The organism is Nocardioides sp. CPCC 206347 (assembly GCF_048654605.1).
Classification (GTDB): Bacteria; Actinomycetota; Actinomycetes; order Propionibacteriales; family Nocardioidaceae; genus Nocardioides.
Genome location: NZ_JBMCYZ010000006.1, coordinates 197,044 through 214,552 on the forward strand (window position 1 = coordinate 197,044; position 17,509 = coordinate 214,552).

Here is a 17,509-nt window from a genome sequence, read left to right on the forward strand (position 1 = left end):
TGTAACGTCGAGGGCCCGGGGAGCCAAGAGGGGACATGACCGACAACGAGCCTGCGGACCTCGTCCGGATCGCCCGCGATCCCGACGTGTTCGAGGCCTTCTACCGAGAGCATCTCGACGCCGTCCAGCGGTTCGTGGCCCGGCGCGTGGCGGATCCGCACCTGGCAGCGGATCTCACCGCCGACGTGTTCCTCGCCGCCATCGATGCCGCCAGCAGCTACTGCCCCGACCGGGGGAGCCCGGTGGGCTGGCTGATGGGGGTGGCGCGCAACGTCGTCGCCGCCGAGTTCCGACGCCAGGGCCGCCAGCGCCAGGTGGTGCGCAAGGTCGCGGGCCGCCGGCTGCTCGACAGCGACAGCCTTGGGCGGATCGAGGAGCGCATCGACGCCGAACGGGAGACCCGTTCCCTGTACGCCGCCCTCCGTGCCCTGCGTCCTCGCGACCGGGCGCTCATGGAGCTCGTTGCCCTCGACGGATTGTCGGTCACCGAAGCGGCTGCCGTGCTGGGGGTGAAGCCGGCCACCGCGCGGGTCCGGCTGCACCGCAGCCGGCGCCTGGTCCAGTCCCACCTGCGGCCGTCACGCCCCGGCGTGGAGGCCGCGCTCACCCCGGAGGTTCCGTCATGACCATCCACCGCGCCACCGATTCCGGCTCGAAGGGCCCGCTCGACGCATTCGAGCAGTCGTTGCTCACCGAGCTCCGGCACCACGTCGCTGAACGCTCCGGAGCGAGCGCCCCACGACCGGGGCGGGTCCGTCGTCGCCTCGCTGTCCTCGCTGCCGCAGCCGTCGCCGGTGGCTCGGTCGCCCTCGGCGCAGCCGTGTTGCGACCCGACGCCGCGTTTGCGGTCGTCGAGGAAGGTGACGGCGACATCGTGGTGACCATCACGAGCCTGGAGGACGCTGACGGGCTCGAAGCGGCTCTCGCCGAGCACGGGGTCGAGGCCGACGTGGCGTACGACCCATCGGGCCCGGTGGTGGTCGACAGCCCGGAGGACCAGCCTGGCCACGGTGTCGGTGCCGGCGTCGGCGCCGAGGTCGACCAGGCGGTGTCCCCGCCCGCAGGTGAGGAGCAGGAGCCGTGCGGATTGATCGGTGTCGAGATCGATGACGACGCCATCACCTTCCGCCTTCCTGCAGAGGCCGTCGACGCGAAGTCGCCGCTCCACGTCCGCACGGCGGGTGACAGTCTCGGTCGCGGGATGGTCACCATCGCCTGGGAGTCGCCGGTCTGCTGATCACAGGCCGTCGTACTTTGGAGCGGCGTGGGTGGCGTGCGTAGACTCACCCACTGGTGGTTCTTCCACATGGTTGGTCGCGCCCTGACGCAGTTCGCCTTCGGGCATCTGTGCGCGGGCCGGATCGGCCGGACGAGCCGCGGAGGGCACTAGCTCAACTGGCAGAGCATCGGTCTCCAAAACCGAAGGTTGGGGGTTCAAGTCCCTCGTGCCCTGCAAGACAGACCATGAAGACGACAGAAGGAAAGGGTGAGCATCTTGTCGGACGCTCCAGCCGTCCACGGGGGCCGCAAGGACGCCCCGGGTGGCAAGAAGTCACCGAAGCGCACCGGCCCGGTGACCTTCTATCGCCAGATCGTCGCCGAGCTGCGCAAGGTGGTCTACCCCACCCGCGAGCAGCTCGTGACGTACTTCTTCGTGGTTCTTGCCTTCGTGCTCGTGATGATCGCGATCGTGTCGCTGCTGGACCTCGGTCTCGGCAAGCTCGCGTTCGAGATCTTCACCGGCGCAGACGACATCTGAGTTCACTCGGACCCGTTGACCCCTATTACCAACTGATGGAGCAGCAAGTGACGGAGCAGTACGACCCGGCCCTCGAGAGCGACGAGACGATCGTCGTCGAGGGCGAGGACGTCGAGACCGCCGAGGTCACCGAGGCCGCGGACGTCGAGGAGACCCTCGACGCCGAAGCGACTGACGCGCCTGAGGTCGAAGAGGGTGCCGACGAGTCCGTCGCCGAGGAGATCGTCGAGGACGAGCTCGTCGAGGAGGCGCCCGCAGAGGACGCCGACCCGCTCGAGTCCTTCCGTCGCGAGCTGTGGGCGAAGCCGGGTGACTGGTACGTCGTGCACACCTACTCCGGCATGGAGAACCGGGTGAAGCAGAACCTGGAGAACCGGATCCACTCCCTCAACATGGAGGACTACATCCACGAGATCGTGGTCCCCACCGAGGAAGTCGCCGAGATCAAGAACGGCCAGCGCAAGATGGTCAAGCGCACCGTTCTCCCCGGTTACGTCCTGGTTCGCATGGACCTCACCGACGAGTCGTGGGCCGCTGTGCGCCACACCCCGTCGGTCACCGGCTTCGTCGGTCACAGCCACCAGCCGGTGCCGCTGAGCATGGACGAGGTCGAGAAGATGCTCGCCCCCGCCGCGATGACCGTGATTGCCGCCGAGGCCGAGGCCGCCGCCAGTGCCGCGGGCTCGCCCACCACGCCGGCCAAGAAGCCGATCGAGGTCGCCGACTTCGGCGTCAACGACTCCGTACTGATCGTCGACGGCGCGTTCGCAACGCTGCACGCCACGATCACCGAGATCAACGCCGAGGCCCAGCGGGTCAAGGCGCTGGTCGAGATCTTCGGCCGGGAGACCCCGGTCGAGCTGAGCTTCAGCCAGGTCCAGAAGGTCTGAGCTCAGCGCGGTCGCGCCGGATCTCCGGTGGCGACCTGCAGTAGGTGGCAGAGGGCCAGGCAGCCCTCGTCATGACCACGAGAAGAAAGAGAACACGGAATGCCTCCCAAGAAGAAGATCGCCGCACTGGTCAAGGTGCAGCTGCAGGCTGGTTCGGCCACCCCGGCTCCGCCGGTTGGTACCGCCCTCGGCCCGCACGGCGTCAACATCATGGACTTCTGCAAGGCGTACAACGCCCAGACCGAGTCCATGCGTGGAAACGTCATCCCCGTCGAGATCACCATCTACGAGGACCGGTCCTTCGAGTTCATCACGAAGACCCCGCCGGCCGCAGAGCTGATCAAGAAGGCCGCTGGCCTCAAGAAGGGCTCGGGCGTCCCGCACAAGGAAAAGGTCGGCAAGCTGACCAAGGACCAGGTGCGCGAGATCGCGACGACCAAGCTGCCCGACCTGAACGCCAACGACATCGACGCCGCCATGAAGATCGTGGAGGGGACTGCCCGCTCCATGGGCGTCACCACCGACTGAAGCACCGTGGAAGGGCCGCGCTGGCCCGCTGACCACATCTCCTCTCTTAAGTAAGGAATCACCCATGCAGCGCAGCAAGACCTACCGCGCAGCGGAAGAGGCGTTCGACAAGAACGAGCTCTACGCGCCGCTCGCCGCGATCAAGATCGCCAAGGGCACCAGCAAGAAGAAGTTCAACGAGACCCTCGATGTCGTCATGCGTCTCGGCGTCGACCCCCGCAAGGCAGACCAGATGGTGCGCGGCACCGTCAACCTGCCCCACGGCACCGGCAAGACCGCTCGCGTCCTCGTGTTCGCGAACGGCGACAAGGCCGAGGCCGCCCGTGAGGCCGGCGCCGACTTCGTCGGTGGCGACGAGCTCATCGACAAGGTCGCCGGCGGCTGGATCGACTTCGACGCCGTGGTCGCGACCCCGGACCTGATGGGCAAGGTCGGCCGTCTCGGTCGCGTGCTCGGTCCGCGTGGCCTCATGCCGAACCCGAAGACGGGCACCGTCACCCCGGACCCGGCCAAGGCCGTGAACGACATCAAGGGCGGCAAGATCGAGTTCCGCGTCGATCGCCACGCCAACCTGCACTTCATCATCGGCAAGGCGTCGTTCTCCGAGGTCCAGCTCGCGGAGAACTACGCCGCGGCGCTTGACGAGGTCCTCCGCCTCAAGCCCTCGAGCTCGAAGGGCCGGTACCTCAAGAAGGTCACCGTCTCGACGACGATGGGCCCCGGCATCCAGGTCGACCCCAACAAGGTCAAGAACGTCGCGGAGGAGGACGAGGCCTGAGCCTCCCCCTTCGACGTCGTCGCCCGTCATCCCGCAAGGGATGGCGGGCAACGTCGTTTTCAGGTGGCGTCCGTAGGGTTGCGCGCGTGGTGAGACTTCTCGGGGCCGCAGCCGCCTGCCTTGTCGCGTTGTCCCTCAGTGCCTGCGGCACGGAGTCCTCCGACGGGAGTTCCGACCCGTCGGCAGTCGGTACGACGACCCCGGCGACTGCGCCGACGGACCAGCCGACCGAGGTCCGGCCGACTCCGGGCGTCGAGCCGACCCGGGAGACCGCGCCGGCCGGACTGGAGGAACTCCCTGCGGGCTACGACGAGTCGCCCGACGGTGCGCTGCCCGCGCCCGACGACGACCTCACCGATGCCGAGCTGACCGGCCTGCTCCGCACCCGTGCGTCGGCGCACGGGCGTTCGCACTGCGGGCCCGAGGACGTCGAGGTCAGCCTGGTGGGCTTCGACATGTCTCTCGGGCACCGGTTCACGACGATCAACGTCGTCAACGTGTCGGGCCGGACCTGCACGATCGAGGGAACGCCCGGTATCGGCGTGCGCGGCGACTGGGGCACGACCTTCGTCCCGGAGGTCGGCGCCGGGTCCACCAGCGATGTCTCGCGCCCCATCGAGCTGACTCCCGCCGCGTCCGCGACCAGCACCCTCGAGTGGACCGGCTCGCTTGCCGGAGCCGAGTCCGAACACGCCTCGCTGGTCGTCGTACAACTGGCACAGGGGCAGGTGCCTGCCTCCGTCCCGGCGCACCTGGCGGGAGACCGGTCGCAGGAACCACTCGACATCGGGGCGTTCACCAGCCTGCGCCTGACACCGTTCGTGCCGAAGCGTTGAGCGACGTCAGGATGCCGCCCGAACAGGCGGAGGTCAGGCGGAGATGAACGACTCCAGAGCAGCGAGTTCGACGCACACGGCGACCCCGGCCATCGCGGCCTCGACCTCGGACAGCACCGGGAACGTCGGCGCCAGGCGGATGTTGCGGTCGCGCGGGTCGTTGCCGTGCGGGAACGCCGAGCCGGCGGCGGTCAGCGCGATGCCGGCCTCCTTCGCCAGCGCGATCACCCGCGACGCGGTGCCGTCGACGACGTCGAGGTTCACGAAGTAGCCACCCGTCGGGACCGTCCACTCGGCGATGCCCAGCCCGGCGAGGCGCCCGGACAGCGCGGCCTCGACCGCGGCGAACTTCGGTGCGATCAGGTCACGGTGCTTGCGCATGTGGGCACGGACGCCGTCCGCGTCGCCGAAGAACTCGACGTGGCGCAGGTGGTTGAGCTTGTCCGGTCCGATGGACGCGAAGCCGAGGCGGGCGAGGTACCAGGCGAGGTTCTCGCTGGAGGCGGCGAGCGCAGCCACGCCGGCACCGGCAAAGGTGATCTTCGAGGTCGAGGCGAAGATCAGCGGCCGGTTCGGGTGACCGGACACGGCGGCGAGGCCGAGGGCGTCGGCGCTCTTGGTCTCCTCCTCCGTGAGGTGGTGGACCGCGTAGGCGTTGTCCCAGAAGATCCGGAAGTCCGGCGCCGCGGTCTCCATCGCCATCAGCTCGGCGGCCACGGCGGTCGAGCACACCGCGCCCGTCGGGTTGGCGTACGTCGGCACGATCCACATGCCCTTGATGCTCGGGTCCTCGGCGGCCAGGGCGCGTACGGCGACCACGTCGGGGCCGTCGGCGTTCATCGGCACGGTCACCATCTCGATGCCGAGCTCGGCCAGCATCGTGAAGTGGCGGTCGTAGCCGGGCACGGGGCAGATGAACTTCACGACCGGCTCCTGCGACCACGGCCGCGGGGAGTCCGGGCCGCCCTTGAGCAGCATCGCGGTGAGTGCCTGGTGCATGATCGTGAGGCTCGAGTTGCCACCGCACACGACGTTGGCGGCGTCGACACCCAGCAGGTCGGCGAAGATCTCGCGGAGCTCGACGAGTCCGTCCAGGCCGCCGTAGTTGCGCAGGTCGGTTCCGGCGCGGTCGCGGTGCCCCGTCGGGAGGCCGAGCAGCCCGTTGGACAGGTCGAGCTGGTCGGCACCGGGCTTGCCCCGCGTCAGGTCGAGCTTGAGCCCGCCCGCCTTCAACGCGTCGTACTCCGCCTGCACCGTCGTCAGGCGCGCGGCGAGGTCGTCGGCGGACAGTTCGGACAGGCGCACGGGGGTGGTGGTCACGGGGACAATGGTGCCGTATCGACTTCGGCCACGGTGATTTGGACCGGGCCCGCGTTCCGCCGTACAGTTACCCACTGAAACCTAGAGACCGCCGGTTGTCCGGGCTGCCAGCCCTGACCGAAGGTTCCGTGAAAGCGGACGGCCTGCGCAGGGGATCAGAGCAGTACGACGTTCGTCGCTTCACCTGACGAGCGGTGTCCACGCCCTGAGCGCCTGCGCTCGGGGCGTCTGTCTTTCCCAGGACATTCGCGGAGGTCCCCATCCGGAAGGAGACCCATGGCGCGGGCAGACAAGCAGGCCGCCGTCGCGGAGATCGCTGAAGCATTCAGCGCATCCGCTGGCGCTGTGCTGACCGAGTACCGCGGTCTCACCGTCAAGGAGCTGCAGGACCTTCGCCGCTCCCTTGGTGAGAACGCCAACTACGCCGTGGTCAAGAACACGCTGGCCAAGCTGGCCGCCAACGAGGCCGGCATCACCGGCTTCGACGACCTGCTGACCGGTCCGACCGCGATCGCCTTCATCAAGGGTGACGTTGTCGAGGCGGCCAAGGGTCTGCGTGACTTTGCCAAGGCAAACCCCACCCTTGTCATCAAGGGTGGCGTTCTGGACGGCAACCTCCTCGACGCGAAGGAGATCGGCAAGCTTGCCGACCTCGAGTCGCGCGAGGTCCTGCTGGGCAAGATGGCGGGCGCCATGCTCGCTTCCCTCAGCCAGGCCGTCTACCTCCTCAACGCCCCGCTCGCACAGGCTGCCCGGCTCGCCGGCGCCCTGCAGGCGAAGGCGACTGAGGACCCCTCGATCCTCGCAGGTGGTGCCGGTACGCCGGCCGCTGTCGAGGAGACCCCGGCCGCTGAGGAAGCCGCCCCCGCCGAGGAGGCCGAGGCACCTGCTGCCGACGCCGCCGAGGTCGAGGCGACCGACGAGGCGACCGAGTCCACCGAAGCCTGATCCAGGCCGACGTACACCACCTGAAACCCCGGTCGGTCGCACAGCGCGGCCCGACCACCTGAGAAAGGAACCGCCACCATGGCGAAGCTCACCACCGACGAACTGCTCGACGCGTTCAAGGAGATGACCCTCATCGAGCTCTCCGAGTTCGTGAAGCAGTTCGAGGAGACCTTCGGCGTCACCGCTGCGGCCCCCGTTGCCGTTGCTGCTGCCCCCGCCGCTGGCGGCGGCGCCGCTGAAGAGGCCGCTGCCCAGGACTCGTTCGACGTCGTTCTCGAAGCCGCTGGCGACAAGAAGATCAACGTCATCAAGGAGGTCCGCGCGCTGACCTCCCTCGGTCTGAAGGAAGCCAAGGACCTCGTCGAGGCCGCTCCCAAGGCGATCCTCGAGGGCGTTGACAAGGCTGCTGCTGACAAGGCCAAGGAGGCGCTCGAGGGCGCCGGTGCCACCGTCACCCTCAAGTGACCTGTCACTGACCTACGCCGCGAGGCCGGTGGAGCGAAAGCTCCGCCGGCCTCGTGCCGTTTTCGTCTCGACCTTCGGGTCCGCGTGACGTGTGCCACGGTTTCCGCGTAACGTGCGCCACGCGGTTGCGTTGTTCCATCGCAGCCGTTCGGTGGGCCAGCGAAAGTCGTTTTGAGGAAGAGGTCAACATGGGCGTCGATGTCGCAGTGACGAACCTGACCAAGAGCTTCGGCAAGCAACTCATCTGGAAGGGCGTCACGCTGACGCTTCCGGCTGGTGAGGTGTCCGTGATGCTTGGTCCGTCCGGTACCGGCAAGTCCGTGTTCCTGAAGGCCCTGATCGGTCTGATCAAGCCCGACGAGGGCTCGATCGTCATCGAAGGCACCGACATCGCGTCCTGCTCCGAGAAGGAGCTCTACGAGATCCGCAAGCTGTTCGGCGTGCTGTTCCAGGACGGCGCCATGTTCGGCTCGATGAACCTGTACGACAACGTTGCCTTCCCCCTGCGTGAGCACACCCGCAAGGGCGAGTCCGAGATCCGCGACATCGTCATGGAGAAGATGGACCTCGTCGGCCTGCTCGGCGCCGAGATGAAGCTCCCGGGCGAGATCTCCGGCGGTATGCGCAAGCGTGCCGGCCTGGCCCGTGCCCTCGTCCTGGACCCCGAGATCCTCCTGATCGACGAGCCCGACTCCGGCCTCGACCCGGTGCGCACCTCGTTCATCAACCAGCTCTTCATCGACCTGAACGCGCAGATCGACGCGACGTTCCTGATCGTCACGCACGACATCCACAGCGTCCGGATCGTTCCGGACAACATCGGCCTGCTGTACCACAAGCACCTCGCGATGTACGGCCCGCGCGAGATGCTCCTGTCCTCCGACGAGCCCGTGGTGCGCCAGTTCCTCAACGCGCAGACGGTCGGCCCGATCGGCATGTCCGAGGAGAAGGACGCCGACCAGCTCGCCGCGGAGAAGGACATGGACCTCCCGCCGCTGCCGCCGATCCCGCTCCAGCTCGAGCCCTCGAACGGCATCCCGCGCCGCAGCCAGCGCGAGCCCGGTGCCTGGTGCCGGGACAACGGCATCGTCCCGCCTCCGGGCTCCTTCACCAAGGAAGCCGAGCACGCCAGCGGTTCCTCCCAGCAGCACTGACGGGTCTCAATTGTCCTCGACAACTGCGCGCGCACTGAGGCCGATCGGCACAGCTGGCAAGCTGTTCGCCTTCGCCCTCGACGTGGGCCGTGGCCTTTTCCGGCGCCCGTTTCAATTGCGGGAGTTCATCCAACAGGCCTGGTTCATTGCTTCGGTGACGATCGTGCCGACGGCTCTGGTCGCCATCCCCTTCGGCGCGGTCATCGCGCTCCAGGTGGGTGGCCTCATCAAGCAGTTCGGCGCGCAGTCGTTCACCGGTTCGGCGTCGGTCCTCGCGGTCATCCAGCAGGCCGGCCCGATCGCGACCGCGCTGTTGATCGCCGGTGCCGGTGGCTCGGCCATCGCGGCCGACCTCGGCGCCCGCAAGATCCGTGAAGAGCTCGACGCGATGATGGTGCTCGGCATCGACCCGATCCAGCGCCTCGTCGTGCCGCGCGTGCTCGCCTGCATGCTCGTCGCGGTGTTCCTCAACGGCATGGTGAGCGTCGTCGGTGTCGGCGGCGGTTACGTCTTCAACGTGATCCTGCAGGACGGCACCCCCGGTGCGTACCTCGCCAGCTTCACCGCGCTCGCGCAGTTGCCCGACGTGTGGATCGGCATGGTCAAGGCACTGGTCTTCGGTCTCATCGCGGCGATCGTGGCTTCCTACAAGGGCATGAACGCTGCCGGTGGCCCGAAGGGCGTCGGCGATGCGGTCAACGAGTCCGTCGTCATCACCTTCCTGCTCCTGTTCGTCGTCAACTTCACCCTGAGCACGATCTACTTGCAGATCGTCCCGCCGAAGGGGGGCTAGCGACGCCATGGCAAATCTCAAGGCGGTCTACGACCGGCCCATGAAGGGGCTGGACACGCTCGGTCACGAGCTGTCCTTCTACATCAAGGTGCTCCTGGCGCTGCCGCGCTCGATCAAGCGCTACCCGCGCGAGATCCTGCGCATCCTGGCCGAGGTCACCCTCGGCTCCGGTGCACTCGCCGTCATCGGTGGCACCGTCGGCGTCATCATCGGCATGACCTTCTTCACCGGCGCCCAGGTCGGCCTGTCCGGCTACGCCGCGCTCAACCAGCTGGGCACGGCCGCCTTCGCCGGCTTCGTCTCGGCCTACTTCAACACCCGCGAGATCGCGCCCCTCGTCGCCGGCATCGCGCTGGCCGCAACCGTGGGCTGTGGCTTCACCGCCCAGCTCGGGGCCATGCGCATCTCCGAGGAGATCGACGCCGTCGAGGTGATGGCCATCCCGTCGATGCAGTTCCTCGTCACGACCCGGGTCGTCGGCGGCCTGATCGCCATCGTTCCGTTGTACGTCGTCGGGTTGCTGTCGTCGTACGTCGCGAGCCGGCTGGTGGTCACCCAGTTCTATGGCCAGTCCGCGGGTACCTATGACCATTACTTCAACCAGTTCCTGCCACCGGGCGACGTGCTGTGGTCCTTCGGCAAGGTGCTGGTGTTCGCCGTCGTCGTCATCCTCATCCACTGCTACCACGGCTACACCGCGTCGGGCGGTCCTGCCGGCGTGGGCGTGGCGGTCGGCAAGGCCGTCCGGACGAGCATCGTGGCGATCAACGTGATCGACCTCTTCCTGTCGATGGCCATCTGGGGCGCTTCGACCACGGTCAGGCTGGCGGGTTGATCATGGACAAGGTTCTCAGCGCTCACAAGACGCTCGGCGTCATCTTCGTTGCCCTGCTCCTGCTCGGTGTCTGGCTCACCTACGCCGTCTTCACGAAGAAGTTCACCGAGTACGACGAGGTCACCTTGCAGACCTCGACGATCGGGCTGCAGCTCCCGACCCGCGCGGACGTCAAGGTGCGCGGTGTCATCGTGGGCGAGGTGCTCGAGGCGCGGGCCGGCAACGCCGACGGTGCCGAGCTCACCCTCGGCCTCTACAGCGACAAGATCGACCTGGTTCCCGCCAACGTGACGGGCTCGATCGTGCCCAAGACGCTGTTCGGCGAGAAGTACGTCTCGCTCGAGGTGCCCGAGACCGGGCCCGCCGGGACGATGAAGGCCGGCGACGTCATCGACCGCACCAAGGTCAGCATCGAGCTCGAGGCCGTGCTGTCGGACCTCTACCCGCTGCTGCGCACGGTGCAGCCGGCCGACCTCAACCTGACCCTGACCGCGCTGGCGACGGCGTTGGAGGGCCGGGGCGAGCAGCTGGGCCAGAACCTCGAGACGGTCGACTCGTACCTCAAGCGCCTCAACCCGCAGATCCCGGCGCTGCTCGAAGACCTCAAGCTCACCGCCCAGGTGTCCGACACCTACGCCGACATCCTTCCCGAGGTGGCCAAGATCCTCGACAACACGGTCAAGACGACGGGCACCCTCGAGGAGAAGGAAGCGGCCCTGACCGCGACCCTGCGCGACATCAGGAGCTTCTCCGACACCGCGACGTCGTTCCTCGACGCCAACGCAGCCCGCCTCAAGCGGCTCGGCGAGACCAGCACGCCCATCCTGCGTGCGGTGGCGCGGTACGCACCGACCATTCCCTGCATGTCCCGGGCGATCGTGATCACCCAGGGCCGGTTGGCCGAGGCGTTCCGTGGCTACGAGCTGCACATCGTGCTGGAGACCCTCAAGGACCAGCCGCGCGCCTACACGCCGGCGGACCGGCCGATCTTCGGCACCGACACCGGCCCCGACTGCCACGGGCTCCCGAACACGCCCTACAGCCAGTTCAACCCGGCGCCGGGACAACCGGGTCTCAACGACGGCATGAACGGCAACACGGGCAAGGGCAACTTCCGCGCTGCGCCGGGAGCCTCGGCCTCGGGCTACTACGGCACGCCCGATGACGTGTCGACCCTGCGCTCCCTGCTCACCCAGGAGTACGGCGACGCCGGCACCGACTTCAACGTCCTGCTCGCAGGACCCATCGTGGCGCAGGGAGGTGCTCGCTGATGCCCACTCGCGGACTCGACCGCAGGACGACCGGCGACCTCGTTCGTCTCGTCATCTTCATGGTGACCACGGCGCTGGCAACCGGCGTCCTGGTCATCACGATCGGCAACCTGTCGTTCGGCGCCACCAAGGAGTACGCCGCCGAGTTCGTCGACGCCACCGGCGTGAACAAGGGCGACGACATCCGGATCGCGGGCGTCAAGGTCGGCACGGTGCAGAAGATCGAGGTCCTCGGGGCCGATCGCGCCAAGGTCACCTTCAACGTCGACGCCGACACGGTCCTGAACCAGGCCACGCACGCCAGCATCCGGTACCGGAACCTGATCGGGCAGCGCTACATCTCGCTGACCCAGGAGGGCAACGGGGGAGAGCGCCTGGACGAGGGCGATGCCCTTCCGGTGGCGCGCACCAAGCCGGCGCTCGACCTGACCGTGCTCTTCAACGGCTTCAAGCCGCTCTTCCAGGCGCTGTCGCCCGACGACATCAACAAGCTCTCGTTCGAGATCGTCCAGGTCTTCCAGGGCGAGGGCGGAACGGTCGAGGGCCTCCTCGGGAGCACCGCCTCGATCACCCAGACGCTCGCCGACCGCGACCAGGTGATCGGTGAGCTGCTCGACAACCTGGACTACGTCCTGGACCACGTCGCGGACCGTGACGAGCAGCTGACCCAGCTGATCGACAGCTTCCGTGGCCTGATCGGTGGTCTCAACGACGACCGCGAGGCGATCTTGTCCTCGCTCGATTCGATCTCGGAGCTCTCGGTGCAGACGGCCGCCCTCGTGACGGACATCAAGGACCCGCTCGTCAAGGACATCAAGGAGCTGCGGAAGGTGGCGACCAACCTCGACCGCAGTCGCCAGGAGATCGACCGCTCGCTGCAGGTGCTGCCCATCAAGCTCACCAAGATCGGTCGTACGGCGACGTACGGCTCGTGGTTCAACTTCTACCTGTGCCACTTCAAGGCGACCGTCAAGGTGCCGGGCGTCGCGAAGCCGATCAAGGCGACGTACGGCGTCAGCGCCAAGCGCTGCTCGCTGGCGAAGGAGGTGGCACAGTGATCCCCTTCCGCGAACGCAATCCCGTCGTCGTGGGTGCCGTCAGCATCGCGACGCTCCTCCTGCTGCTGGTGGCCGCGCTGCGTGCCCAGGACCTCCCGCTCATCGGGGGCGGCGACACCTACTACGCCTCCTTCGCCGAAGCAGGTGGGCTCAAGGTCAAGGACGAGGTCCGCATCGCCGGTGTCCGCGTCGGCCAGGTGACGTCGATGGAGCTCGACGGCAACTCGGTCAAGGTCGGGTTCCAGGTCAAGACCGATGCCGAGTTCGGCGACCAGACCCGGGCCGACATCAAGGTCAAGACGATCCTCGGATCGATGTTCATCGCGCTCACCCCGGCCGGCCAGGGCCAGCTCGCCGAGGGCGCGTTGATCCCGAAGGACCGCACCACGTCGCCGTTCGACATCGTGGAGGCGTTCTCGGGTCTCGCCGAGACGTCGGCCGACATCGACACCGACCAGCTCGCGGCGTCGCTGACGACGCTGGCCGACCTGACCCGCAACACCCCCGAGGAGTTCCGGGCTGCGCTCGACGGCGTCTCCGCCCTCTCCGAGGTCGTGGCCTCGCGCGACGACGAGATCAACTCGCTGCTGAAGAACCTGAACCGTGTCTCGACCGTGCTGGACGCCCGGGACGAGGATATCATCGCCCTGATGGCGGACTCGGACAGCCTGTTCAAGGCGCTGGTCCTGCGCAAGGCCCAGATCCACCGCCTGCTGGTGTCGACGACGACGTTGAGCACCAAGCTCACGGGCCTGATCCGCGAGACCAGGGCCGACCTCAAGCCGGCGCTGGACCACCTCGACTCCGTCCTCAAGGTGATCAAGAAGAACGAGGACAATCTCGAGTTGTCGATCAAGACGATGGCGCCCTTCTACCGGGTCTTCGCCAGCACGCTCGGCAACGGGCCCTGGTTCGACACCTACATCTTCAACCTGCCGCCTGCGCCCGGGACGGTGAGCTGAGCATGAGCACCGAAGTGAGCGCACTGCGCCGTTGGCTCCCGCTGGCCGTCATCGGACTCCTCATCGTGTCCGGTCTCGTCTGGCTGTTCGGCAGCGGAGGCGGCACGAAGACCGTGACCGCCTACTTCCCGCGCGCCGTGTCGATCTACGAGGGCAGCGACGTCCGGGTCCTCGGCGTCACGGTCGGACAGGTCACCGAGGTGGTGCCGGAGGGCACCCAGGTCAAGGTCGTCATGACGTACGACGAGGACCTGAAGCTCCCGCAGGACGCCGAGGCCGTCGTCGTACTGCCCTCCGTCGTGGGTGACCGCTACATCCAGCTGACCCCTGCCTATGAGTCGGGCACCGTGATGGCCGACAACACCGTGATCAAGGTCGACAAGACCGCGATCCCGCTCGAGCTCGACCAGGTGTTCTCCAGCATCGACCGCCTCACCGTCGCCATCGGCCCCGAGGGCGCCAACCGCGACGGCGCGCTGACCGACCTGCTGGAGCAGACCGCGAAGAACTTCGGCGGCCAGGGCGAGCAGTTCAACCAGACCATCAAGGACTTCGGCCGGTTCAGCGAGACGCTCGACAACAACAAGGACGACCTGTTCGAGTCGGCGGAGAAGCTCGAGGGCTTCATCAAGACCCTCGCCGACAACGACTCCACGGTGCGCGACTTCAACAAGTCGCTCGGCGACGTGTCGTCCCTGCTCGCCGACGAGCGCCAGGAGCTGACGACCGCACTGAGCAACCTGGGCGTCGCTCTCGACGAGGTCGGCAACTTCGTCAAGACGAACCGCGAGGTCCTGGGCCGCAACATCAAGGACGTCAACCGGGTCGCGAAGATCCTGGTCCGCCAGCGCGCGGCACTCGACGAGATCCTCCAGGCCGGTCCGCTGGCGCTGACGAACCTGTACCACACGTACAACCCGGGCAACGGCACGCTCGACACCAACGCCAACATCGGCAACCTGGTGAACGAGCTGACGTCGAACCCGGCGGACGTCCTGTGCGCCCTCCTCTCCGGGGCCGACCCGGGCGGCACGGTGTGTGACCTCGTGAGTGGGGTCCTGCCCCGCGGTGCCCCGTTCGGGACCGGGTCCTGGCACACCCAGCCGTACGACCCGACCCTCAGTGGACTCGTGGAGGTCGACCGATGACCCGCCAGAGCACCGGCTTCCGGTCCCGGCTGCGCACCGCCGCTGCGCTTGCGCTCGGCATGGTGCTGATGTCCGGCTGTGACTTCGACGTCTACCAGCTGCCGCTTCCCGGCGGCACGGACACGGGCGACAACCCGATCCAGGTGACGGTCAAGTTCGACGACGTCCTCGACCTCGTGCCGATGTCGTCGGTGAAGGTCAACGACGTCGCGGTCGGCCAGGTGAAGGACGTCGAGCTCGACGGCTATCGGGCCGTCGTCACGCTCGAGCTGCGCGATGACCTCGACCTCCCTGACAACCCGGTTGCCTCGATCCGCCAGACCAGCCTGCTGGGCGAGAAGTTCGTCTCGCTGGCGCCGCCGAGCACGGGTGCGACGGGCAAGCTCTCCGATGGCGACGTGATCGAGAAGGGCGGGCGCAACCCCGAGGTCGAAGAGGTCCTCGGTGCCCTGAGCCTGGTCCTCAACGGCGGCGGCGTCGCGCAGCTGAAGACCATCGCTGCCGAGCTCAACCTGGCCCTCGAGGGCCGGGAGGACTCGGCGAAGTCGGTCCTGACCCAGGTGTCGTCGCTCGTCGGCCAGCTCGACGAGCGCAAGGGCGACATCGTCAACGCGATCGAGGCGATCAACCGTCTCGCCGTCAGTGCCCGTACCCACCAGAAGAGCATCGACAGTGCTCTCGAGGAGCTCCCCAGCGCGCTCGACTCGCTCGACCGCCAGCGCGAGGACCTCGTGGCGATGCTGCAGGGACTCACCCGGCTCAGCGACGTCGGCGTCCGCGTCATTGAGACCACGCAGACCGCCACGGTGAACTCGCTGCGGGCGCTCGACCCGATCCTCACCCAGATCTCCAAGGCGGGCGACGACTTCGTCGACGGGTTCAGCACCTTCCTGACGTTCCCGTTCATCGACGAAGCGGTCGGCCGCGACCCCGTCGTCGCCGACAACCTCCACATGGGTGACTACGTCAACCTGTCGGTGGACCTCCAGCTCGACCTCGGGGCGCTGGAGCTTCCCGATCTCGTCTGCATCCCGATCAACGAGCTGCCCGACTCGCCGCTCGATGAGCTCATCGACCTGAAGAACCTCTGTGCCGGGGCCACCAAGGCGCTCCAGAGCTGCCTGAAGACGCCGCCCGACGTGACGGCCTGCGCCAAGCTGCCCCAGTACCTCCTCGACAACGTCTGCGACGCCGTCGACCTGTTGTGTGCCCTCACCGGGGGTGCGCGGAGTGGCGGCGCGAGCGGCGGGGGTGCGGCCAGCAACCCGATCGAGGACCTCCTCGGCAGCGTGCTCAAGGGCGGTGGCCTCGGTCGGCCCGCGCCGGGCGCGTCCAGTGACGCCAATGCCATGTGGCGCGACTTCGACCAGGCCTACGACACCGACATGGTGAGCTTGTACGCCGGGCCGATGACCACGAACGGCACGGCTCGGAGGGCTGCTCAGTGATCACCCGTCGTACCCGGATCCAGCTGATCATCTTCGCGGTGATCACCCTCGTCGGTGTGTCCTTCGTGGGAGCCCGCTACGCCAAGCTCGACCGCCTCGTCATCGACCGTGCCTACACGGTGACGGCGCACTACCCGCAGTCCGGCGGCATCTTCACCGGCGCCGAGGTCACCTACCGGGGCGTCGGCATCGGTCGGGTCGGGGACCTGGTCCTCACCGACCAGGGCGTCGACGTCGAGCTGGAGATCGAGAAGGAGTGGGACAAGATCCCCCGCGACACGCTCGCGCTGGTCGGCAACAAGTCGGCCGTCGGTGAGCAGTACGTCGAGCTGCAGCCGCAGACCGACGACGGGCCCTATCTCGTCGACGGCTCCGAGATCGACGACGTCGCGACGCCCATCGCCACCGAGGTGCTGCTGGACAACCTGTCGGCGACCGTCGGCAGCATCGACCGTGACGCACTGCGGACCACCGTCCAGGAGCTGGGCGCGGCGTTCGGCGGCACCGGCCCCGACCTGCAGAAGATCATCGACACCGGCAACTCGTTCATCGAGACGGCCAGTGACAACTTCGACGTGACGACGGCACTGATTCGCGACAGCAACACCGTGCTGCGCGGCCAGGTGGCCTCGGAGTCCTCGCTGCGCACCTTCGCGACCCAGCTCGCGGCGTTCTCGACCGCGCTGGCGGGTGCCGACGGTTCGGTGCGCAAGGTCATCGACGCGGGTTCGCTCGCCGCCACCCAGCTGCGCACCTTCCTCGAGCAGAACGGCGTGGAGCTCAGCGAGCTGCTGGCCAACGTCGTGGCGACCAATGACGTCGTGGTGCGGCACCTGCCGGCGCTCAAGCAGCTGCTCGTGGTCTACCCGACTGCGGTGCTCGGCGGCATGGTGGTCGTGGGCAAGCGGGCCGAGTCGGCGGGTGGTTCGGGCTTCTGGGACGCGCACTTCGGGCTGATCATCCAGGCGGAGCTGCCCACGCCGGGCGGGCATGCGCTGTGCCGCAAGGGCTATCTCACCGACCGTCGCAACCCCGAGTCCGATCGCGGCGACCTGCCGATGCCCAACGTGCGCTGCAACGAACCGATCACGACCAGCAACCCGCGTGGTCCGCAGAACCTGCCGCGCGTCGCGCCGGACATGACCGGCACGTCCCCGGTCGTCGCCAGCTATGACGAGGCCACGGGCGAAGTGACTTGGGGCGCTCCGGCAGACTCGGCTGCGAAGCGGGGTAACGTTGCCCCGCCGTCGCTCGGAGGAGACTCCTGGAAGTGGCTGTACCTCCAACCGATGCTCGACCACTAGGGGACTTGTCGC

At 67.7% G+C, this 17,509-nt stretch carries 19 protein-coding genes and 1 tRNA gene; 19 read left to right on the forward strand and 1 reads right to left on the reverse strand.

What is annotated here, in order from left to right:
• Positions 1-35: 35 nt before the first annotated feature.
• The 8 genes from ACOACQ_RS20290 (at position 36) to ACOACQ_RS20325 (ending at position 4,791) form a co-directional block, all read left to right on the forward strand.
• The gene (locus tag ACOACQ_RS20290; protein ID WP_420289156.1) at positions 36-626 is read left to right on the forward strand and encodes an RNA polymerase sigma factor; all 591 of its coding nucleotides are present in this window, start codon (positions 36-38) and stop codon (positions 624-626) included.
• On the forward strand, positions 623-1,237 hold the full coding sequence (locus ACOACQ_RS20295) for a hypothetical protein (protein ID WP_420289157.1): 615 nt from the start codon (positions 623-625) through the stop codon (positions 1,235-1,237). Before ACOACQ_RS20290 ends, ACOACQ_RS20295 begins: the two co-directional genes overlap by 4 nt.
• A gap of 143 nt (positions 1,238-1,380) precedes the next feature.
• A tRNA-Trp gene (locus tag ACOACQ_RS20300) sits at positions 1,381-1,453 on the forward strand.
• Positions 1,454-1,486: 33 nt separating this feature from the next.
• Positions 1,487-1,759: a preprotein translocase subunit SecE gene (gene secE, locus ACOACQ_RS20305; RefSeq protein WP_378603525.1), complete on the forward strand. Its 273-nt coding sequence runs from the start codon at positions 1,487-1,489 to the stop codon at positions 1,757-1,759.
• Positions 1,760-1,794: 35 nt separating this feature from the next.
• Positions 1,795-2,649 (forward strand): transcription termination/antitermination protein NusG, encoded by an 855-nt coding sequence (nusG, locus tag ACOACQ_RS20310; protein WP_378603528.1) that lies wholly within the window; start codon positions 1,795-1,797, stop codon positions 2,647-2,649.
• 99 nt (positions 2,650-2,748) lie between these two features.
• Positions 2,749-3,177 carry a 50S ribosomal protein L11 gene (gene rplK, locus ACOACQ_RS20315; protein WP_056712441.1) on the forward strand — a complete coding sequence of 143 codons (429 nt, stop codon included), beginning with the start codon at positions 2,749-2,751 and terminating at the stop codon, positions 3,175-3,177.
• 64 nt (positions 3,178-3,241) lie between these two features.
• Entirely contained in the window at positions 3,242-3,955 is a 714-nt protein-coding gene (gene rplA / locus ACOACQ_RS20320) for a 50S ribosomal protein L1 (RefSeq protein ID WP_378603531.1), read from the forward strand.
• Between the two features lie 86 nt (positions 3,956-4,041).
• Positions 4,042-4,791 carry a DUF4232 domain-containing protein gene (locus ACOACQ_RS20325; RefSeq protein ID WP_420289158.1) on the forward strand — a complete coding sequence of 250 codons (750 nt, stop codon included), beginning with the start codon at positions 4,042-4,044 and terminating at the stop codon, positions 4,789-4,791.
• 33 nt (positions 4,792-4,824) lie between these two features.
• Here ACOACQ_RS20325 and ACOACQ_RS20330 read toward each other — a convergent pair whose 3' ends face one another.
• The gene (locus ACOACQ_RS20330) at positions 4,825-6,111 is read right to left on the reverse strand and encodes an aminotransferase class I/II-fold pyridoxal phosphate-dependent enzyme (protein ID WP_378603537.1); all 1,287 of its coding nucleotides are present in this window, start codon (positions 6,109-6,111) and stop codon (positions 4,825-4,827) included.
• A gap of 276 nt (positions 6,112-6,387) precedes the next feature.
• On the opposite strand from ACOACQ_RS20330, the gene rplJ reads away from it, so the two are divergent.
• From rplJ to ACOACQ_RS20385, 11 genes are all read left to right on the forward strand, one after another.
• Positions 6,388-7,059 carry a 50S ribosomal protein L10 gene (gene rplJ, locus ACOACQ_RS20335; RefSeq protein ID WP_378603540.1) on the forward strand — a complete coding sequence of 224 codons (672 nt, stop codon included), beginning with the start codon at positions 6,388-6,390 and terminating at the stop codon, positions 7,057-7,059.
• Positions 7,060-7,137: 78 nt separating this feature from the next.
• Entirely contained in the window at positions 7,138-7,524 is a 387-nt protein-coding gene (rplL, locus tag ACOACQ_RS20340) for a 50S ribosomal protein L7/L12 (protein WP_378603543.1), read from the forward strand.
• A 188-nt stretch (positions 7,525-7,712) separates the two neighbouring features.
• Positions 7,713-8,678: an ABC transporter ATP-binding protein gene (locus ACOACQ_RS20345; protein ID WP_378603546.1), complete on the forward strand. Its 966-nt coding sequence runs from the start codon at positions 7,713-7,715 to the stop codon at positions 8,676-8,678.
• Between the two features lie 10 nt (positions 8,679-8,688).
• A complete protein-coding gene (locus tag ACOACQ_RS20350; protein WP_378603549.1) occupies positions 8,689-9,471 on the forward strand; it encodes an MlaE family ABC transporter permease in 783 nt (260 codons plus the stop codon).
• Between the two features lie 7 nt (positions 9,472-9,478).
• Positions 9,479-10,306, forward strand: a complete 828-nt coding sequence (locus ACOACQ_RS20355; RefSeq protein WP_378603552.1) for an MlaE family ABC transporter permease — start codon at positions 9,479-9,481, stop codon at positions 10,304-10,306.
• A 2-nt stretch (positions 10,307-10,308) separates the two neighbouring features.
• Positions 10,309-11,577, forward strand: coding sequence for an MCE family protein (locus ACOACQ_RS20360; RefSeq protein ID WP_378603555.1), 1,269 nt, complete (start codon positions 10,309-10,311; stop codon positions 11,575-11,577).
• Complete coding sequence (locus ACOACQ_RS20365; protein WP_420289159.1) at positions 11,577-12,635, forward strand: MCE family protein; 1,059 nt, start codon at positions 11,577-11,579, stop codon at positions 12,633-12,635. Before ACOACQ_RS20360 ends, ACOACQ_RS20365 begins: the two co-directional genes overlap by 1 nt.
• A complete protein-coding gene (locus tag ACOACQ_RS20370) occupies positions 12,632-13,597 on the forward strand; it encodes an MCE family protein (protein ID WP_420289160.1) in 966 nt (321 codons plus the stop codon). Before ACOACQ_RS20365 ends, ACOACQ_RS20370 begins: the two co-directional genes overlap by 4 nt.
• Before the next feature lie 2 nt (positions 13,598-13,599).
• Positions 13,600-14,745, forward strand: coding sequence for an MCE family protein (locus tag ACOACQ_RS20375; RefSeq protein ID WP_378603564.1), 1,146 nt, complete (start codon positions 13,600-13,602; stop codon positions 14,743-14,745).
• The gene (locus ACOACQ_RS20380; RefSeq protein ID WP_420289161.1) at positions 14,742-16,193 is read left to right on the forward strand and encodes an MCE family protein; all 1,452 of its coding nucleotides are present in this window, start codon (positions 14,742-14,744) and stop codon (positions 16,191-16,193) included. Before ACOACQ_RS20375 ends, ACOACQ_RS20380 begins: the two co-directional genes overlap by 4 nt.
• Positions 16,190-17,497, forward strand: coding sequence for an MCE family protein (locus ACOACQ_RS20385; protein WP_420289162.1), 1,308 nt, complete (start codon positions 16,190-16,192; stop codon positions 17,495-17,497). The genes ACOACQ_RS20380 and ACOACQ_RS20385 overlap by 4 nt, the downstream gene beginning before the upstream one ends.
• Positions 17,498-17,509 lie beyond the last annotated feature (12 nt).